The sequence below is a fragment of the Variovorax sp. J31P179 genome, assembly GCF_030316985.1.
Classification (GTDB): domain Bacteria; phylum Pseudomonadota; class Gammaproteobacteria; order Burkholderiales; family Burkholderiaceae_C; genus Variovorax; species Variovorax ginsengisoli_B.
This window is the reverse complement of sequence record NZ_JASZYL010000037.1, coordinates 1-5,169: the sequence shown is the minus strand read 5'-3', so window position 1 is coordinate 5,169 and position 5,169 is coordinate 1. Positions and strand designations below refer to the sequence as shown.

The window sequence follows — 5,169 nt, the reverse complement described above, 5'->3', positions numbered from 1 at the left end:
GCGCCGGGGGTGCGGGTTTCAAGGTCGTTCATGATGGTGGCTCCTTTCAATGAATGTCGATGCGTCGCGGCTGGCTCGACGCCCGGCGTTGGATGGTGATGCGCAGGACGCTGTCTCGGTAGGTGGCGCTGAGCGCGTCCGGGTCGGCGTCGTCCGAAAGGGCAATCACCCGACGATGGGCCGTGGAAGGGTGACGATGAACCTGCGACCAATGCATGGCGCACGCCTTGGACGGGGCCAGCACTGGCGTCCTACGCGCAGGACCGGGCTCCAGGCCTATGATGACCCTGTGAAGGACCTGCGATATTTCGACCCTCACCGGCGCGCGACGTGGCTGGAGCTGTTCTTCGACCTGATTTTCGTCGTTGCCCTGCACGCCGCCGGCGAGATCCTGAGCGAAGCGCATGAGGGCCACATCGGGGTTCAGCAGTTCCTGCACTTCGTGCTGGTGTTCCTGCCGCTGTGGTGGATCTGGGCGGGCCACACGATCTACGCGAATCGGTTTGACACTGACAGCCGCCAGCACCGGCTGTCCACCTTGCTGATCATGCTCCTGCTGATCGTGATCTCTGCGCAGAGCTCGGCCGGCGCCCAGGAACACTACGCGCTGGCCGTAGTCTGTTACTGTGGGGCGCGGCTGATCATCTCCGGGATGTACTTCTTCTCCAGGCGCAAGCACCACGACGGGGGTGGCTTCGCCTCGACGGTGGGCACCGTGTTCGCCGTTGGTGCTGCGATCAGCCTTTCCTCGGTGCTGATGAAGCCACCGTGGCGCTACCTGGTTTTCTATGCCGGAATCGTGTTCGAAATGGCGGCCCTGGTGCTGCGGACCCGGAGGCTGCACGTCGTGCCGGCGCACACGGCACACCTGGTCGAACGAGTTGGGTGCCTGACGATCATCATGCTGGGCGAATCGGTGATCAGCATCTCGGCGGCGCTGACGGACATCGCCTGGAACCGATCCAACGTCATCGCCGCAGTCAGCGGATTCGTCATGGTGTCGGCCATCTGGTGGATCTACTACGACAGCTTCCATCTGCTGGAACAGCGCAAGTTGGCGACCGGGCTATCGATCCTCTATTCGCACTTCTTCCTGTTCATCGGACTGGCGATCCTGGCCTCGCTGATCCGGCATGCGATCCTGGACGACCTCGACCCGGGCGACTTCCGTCGGCTGGCCGCGGCCGGTACGGTGCTGTTCTTCCTGGGCAAGCAGTACGGGTACTACATGGAGGTGCCCGAGCTGCGGCCTTACCTGCTGTCCAACACCGCCGCCGTGTTCGCGCTGACGGCACTCGTGCTGATGTTGCCGCTCGGGGTCGGCGCCATGCTGGTGGGCATCACGGCGACCATGATCTGCTACGTGCTGCTCAACCTGCGCTACCGCCACCTGGTGCGCGGCAGGCAGGAGGCGGCCTGAGCCGCTGCCTGCGCAGCTCGAGGGATTGGGCAAGCTCGACCACAGCGCGGTCAATTGCGCGCGATGCCGAGCTTCTGCATCTTGTATTGCAGCGATGTGCGCTTGCCCAGCTTGGTGGCCGCGCCGACGGGGTCGGCGATGACCCAGCTGCATTCTTCCGGGGCCTGCGGGATACGCTCGCGCTCCGGGCTGGGCATTGACATCGTTGGCTCCGATTGGCGAGAGTTTGCAAGTCAACGGCGCCGTCAGAAAGGTTACACCTGGGGCGCCCTGCAGACGCCGGGATTGACGTTCGACGAAATGGCTGCATCGGGCCTCGGGAAAGTGAATCATCAGGTGCAGCCAGCTCATCGAGCTCGCCTCAACACGCCGTTCGGGCCGTCGTCGCGCAGCGCTCAGGCCGCCACCGTGCCAGCTTCCCTCCCCGCTTCCGCCTCTTCTTGCGCTTTCGTCTTCGTCGCGGCGGCGCGCCGCTTCGCACTCGGTGCCGTCCCGTCGGGCATCTTGTCGATGCGAAGCGCCTTCTGGACCGGGTCGTAGCCGAGTTTCACGCTCTGACCCGCAGACACTTCGCCCTTGAGCATGGCAGTTGCCAGCCGCGATTCGACCTCGGAACGCAGCTTGCGCTTGAGCACTCGGGCGCCGAACTCGGGGTCGTAGCCGATCTCCGCCAGGTGGTCGACCAACGAGTCGTCGAACTCGAGCTGCACGTTCTGCGCGGCCGCCGTGCGCGCCACGCGCTGCAGCTGCAGCCCGACGATGGCATGAATCTCCGGCTTGCCCAGCGCGTGGAAAACGACGACCTCGTCGACCCGGTTCAGGAATTCGGGCCGGAAGTGGTGGCGCAGCAGTTCCATCAACCGGTCGCGCAGCGCCGGGTACTCGAGAACTTCGCGATCTTCGGCCTTGAGGTTGCGCTGGATCACGTCCGACCCGAGGTTGCTGGTGGCGATGACAATGGTGTTGGTGAAGTCGATCACCCGCCCCTTGCCGTCGGTAAGGCGCCCTTCGTCGAACAGCTGCAGGAGCATGTTGTGCACCTCGGAGTGCGCCTTCTCGATCTCGTCGAGCAGCACCACGCTGTAGGGCCGGCGCCGCACGCGCTCGGTGAGCTGGCCGCCCTCCTCGTAGCCTACGTAGCCCGGCGGCGCGCCGACCAGCCGGGCGACCGTGTGCCGCTCGGAATACTCGCTCATGTCGATGCGCACCAGCGACTCCTCGCTGCCGAAGACCGTCGTCGCCAAGGCCTTGGCCAGCTCGGTCTTGCCGACGCCGGTGGGGCCGAGGAAAAGAAAGGTCGCGGTCGGCTTGCCTGCTTCGCCCAGCCCGGCGCGCGCCAGGCGCACGGCTTCGCTGACCGCGTGGACCGCCTCCTCCTGGCCGACCACGCGTTCCCGCAGCCGGTCTTCGAGTTGGAGCAGCTTCTCGCGGTCCTCGGTGGTCAGCTCGGACACCGGCACGCCGGTCAGCGCCGCGACGATCTGCGCCACATCCTCCACGCTCACTTCGGAAGAGCTGATGCCACGCCGCTTCTTCCAGGCCGCAGTGGCGTCGGCGAGCGTCTTCTCGTCGGCCTTGATGCGGTCGCCCAGGTCCTTGGCCTTGTCATACTGCTTGGCCGCGCCGGTGGCGTCCTGCTCCTGGCGCAGCTTGCGAACGTTGGCCTCGATGTGCTGCAGTTCCTGCGGCCGCGAGCTGGCATGGATGCGCACCCGCGCCGCACCCTGGTCGATCAGGTCGATCGCCTTGTCAGGCAGGAAGCGCGCGGCGATGTAGCGTGCCGAGAGCTTGGCGGCGGCCTCGATCGCGCCTTCGCTGATCTTCACCTTGTGGTTCGCTTCCAGGCGATCGCGCAGGCCGCGCAGGATCTCGATCGTGTCCTCGATACTGGGCTCAGGCACCATCACCGGCTGGAAGCGCCGCTCGAGCGCTGCATCCTTCTCGATGTACTTCTGGTACTCGTTGAGCGTGGTCGCGCCGATCAGGTGAAGCTCGCCGCGCGCCAGCGCGGGTTTGAACACGTTGGCGATGTCCAGTCCGCCCTCGCCGCCGCCGGCACCCGCGCCGACGATGGTGTGCAGCTCGTCGATGAAGATGATCAGCTCGTCCTGCCTGTCGATGATCTCGTCGAGCACCTGCTTGACGCGCTCCCCGAATTCGCCGCGGTATTTGGCGCCCGCGACCATGCTGTTGACGTTGAGCTCCATCACCCGCTTCCCGCGCAGCACGTCGGGCACCTGGTCCTGCACGATGCGCTGCGCCAAGCCCTCGACGATCGCGGTCTTCCCGACACCGGGTTCGCCGATCAGCACCGGGTTGTTCTTCTTGCGGCGCGGTGTCGCCGTTGTTCCGCCAGCGCTCCCTTATTCCCTCGCAGACAGTCCCGGCTCCAACACGCTGATCCTCAGCATCGCAGAGCCCTTCTTCAGCGAGACGGCCCGAGCCGCGCTGGGCAGCGACGAATTCAGCTTCGTCGAACCCCATGCAGCGACCGATTCGCTGATCCGCGAAGTCGCCGACGCTGTCGACCGAGAATTCCCGAGCCACCGGCTGGCGGCGAGCTTCCTGAACTCATTGGCCGCCCTGCTGGCTGCGCACGTCGCCAGAAACTATGTGGCCGCGGGACCTGCAAGGGCCATGTCGACTGGTGGATTGGCGGCCCACAAGATGCGCTGCGTCCGCAATTTTATCGCCGAGCATCTGGGCGAGACGATCCGCGTCGAACAGCTGGCCGCTGAAGTGCATCTGAGCCCCTTTCATTTCGCGCGGATGTTCAAGCAATCGACGGAACAGTCGCCGCACCTATACATCCTGCTGCAGCGCATCCAACGCGCCAAGGAGCTCCTGGCCGGCACCGACTCGCCGATCACCGAAGTGGCCGCTGATGTGGGCTTTCGCACGCAAGGCCACTTCACCGGCGTCTTTCATCGCTACACCGGGTTCACGCCGAAGGTATTCCGGACGAGCGCGCGCGAGGCGTCGAGCCGAACCCATTGATCCATCAGGAGGCAACCATGACCGATGAGACATACATGCACAACGCCGTCGCGTTCGAGCTGCGGTTCCAGTCGCTGCACCAACTGGGCCGGACGCTCGCGTTTCCCTGTGATTGCCACGGCCATGTCGACCTCGATCACTGCAGCGAATGCGCGAGGAACAACTACCTGTTCGCAAGGGCGATGATGGGGCGAGAGTACGGGTGGCCGCGAGTCACCCCCTGCCCGGGCACGTATGGCGCAAGCCATGGCGACAGTGGCAAAGGCAGCATGCCCTCGCCCCGACCGCCAGAACTCGTCGGGTCGGCCGACCGCTCGTGACGGCCTTTATCGCAGTGCCCAGGCGGTGCTCAATGCGCGATCGGAGAGTACGGCCGACCTTCGCACTGGCAATCGCGCAGGGCCTCCTTGGCGTGCAGGGCGACCAATCCGTAAAAGGTCAAATCGGGCCGTAGGGTCACTGGTATGAGCATGGGAACATCAATGTGAGCCCGATCGGGCACTCCGCCAAGGGTCAGTTTCATCAATGTATTGCAGGCCAGGTACAGGCATTGCACGGGCACGCGGCGCGACTCACGGAGCCGAGCAGGTCAGAAACCAGTTGCCCAATTGCAGGCTGACTCCACAGGGGCCATGTCCTGCGCCCATGCCAGTGCCGACAGGTGCGCGGCGTTCACCTTCTCCGCGCTAATGAAGAGCGACTCGGACAAATGCGCCGCCTCGCTGGCGTCAACCTCGCAGGATTCAGCCAAG

5 protein-coding genes and 1 pseudogene are annotated in these 5,169 nt (G+C 65.0%); 3 read left to right on the top strand and 3 right to left on the bottom strand.

Annotation, left to right across the window (positions count from 1 at the left end):
* Window positions 1-46: 46 nt before the first annotated feature.
* A complete protein-coding gene (locus tag QTI17_RS34845) occupies window positions 47-217 on the bottom strand; it encodes an Hsp20/alpha crystallin family protein (RefSeq protein ID WP_286538751.1) in 171 nt (56 codons plus the stop codon).
* Here QTI17_RS34845 and QTI17_RS34840 point away from each other — a divergent pair.
* Window positions 176-1,420: a low temperature requirement protein A gene (locus QTI17_RS34840; protein ID WP_286538750.1), complete on the top strand. Its 1,245-nt coding sequence runs from the start codon at window positions 176-178 to the stop codon at window positions 1,418-1,420. The genes QTI17_RS34845 and QTI17_RS34840 overlap by 42 nt on opposite strands.
* A 50-nt stretch (window positions 1,421-1,470) precedes the next feature.
* Here QTI17_RS34840 and QTI17_RS34835 read toward each other — a convergent pair whose 3' ends face one another.
* Both QTI17_RS34835 and QTI17_RS34830 read right to left on the bottom strand, forming a co-directional pair.
* Complete coding sequence (locus QTI17_RS34835; RefSeq protein ID WP_286538749.1) at window positions 1,471-1,623, bottom strand: hypothetical protein; 153 nt, start codon at window positions 1,621-1,623, stop codon at window positions 1,471-1,473.
* Between the two features lie 192 nt (window positions 1,624-1,815).
* Window positions 1,816-3,753: pseudogene (locus QTI17_RS34830) on the bottom strand (ATP-dependent Clp protease ATP-binding subunit); the annotation flags it as partial.
* On the opposite strand from QTI17_RS34830, the gene QTI17_RS35210 reads away from it, so the two are divergent.
* Together QTI17_RS35210 and QTI17_RS34820 are read left to right on the top strand one after the other, a co-directional pair.
* Entirely contained in the window at window positions 3,671-4,417 is a 747-nt protein-coding gene (locus QTI17_RS35210) for a helix-turn-helix domain-containing protein (protein WP_353506760.1), read from the top strand. The pseudogene QTI17_RS34830 and the gene QTI17_RS35210 overlap by 83 nt on opposite strands.
* A 17-nt stretch (window positions 4,418-4,434) precedes the next feature.
* Window positions 4,435-4,737 (top strand): hypothetical protein, encoded by a 303-nt coding sequence (locus tag QTI17_RS34820; protein WP_286538748.1) that lies wholly within the window; start codon window positions 4,435-4,437, stop codon window positions 4,735-4,737.
* Window positions 4,738-5,169: the final 432 nt, after the last annotated feature.

Coding starts and splice junctions, on each gene's coding strand:
- QTI17_RS34840 (WP_286538750.1), top strand. CDS start 176: ATGGGCCGTGGAAGGGTGACGATGAACCTGCGACCAATGCATGGCGCA.
- QTI17_RS34845 (WP_286538751.1), bottom strand. CDS start 217: ATGCATTGGTCGCAGGTTCATCGTCACCCTTCCACGGCCCATCGTCGG.
- QTI17_RS34835 (WP_286538749.1), bottom strand. CDS start 1,623: ATGTCAATGCCCAGCCCGGAGCGCGAGCGTATCCCGCAGGCCCCGGAA.
- QTI17_RS35210 (WP_353506760.1), top strand. CDS start 3,671: ATGCGCTGCGCCAAGCCCTCGACGATCGCGGTCTTCCCGACACCGGGT.
- QTI17_RS34820 (WP_286538748.1), top strand. CDS start 4,435: ATGACCGATGAGACATACATGCACAACGCCGTCGCGTTCGAGCTGCGG.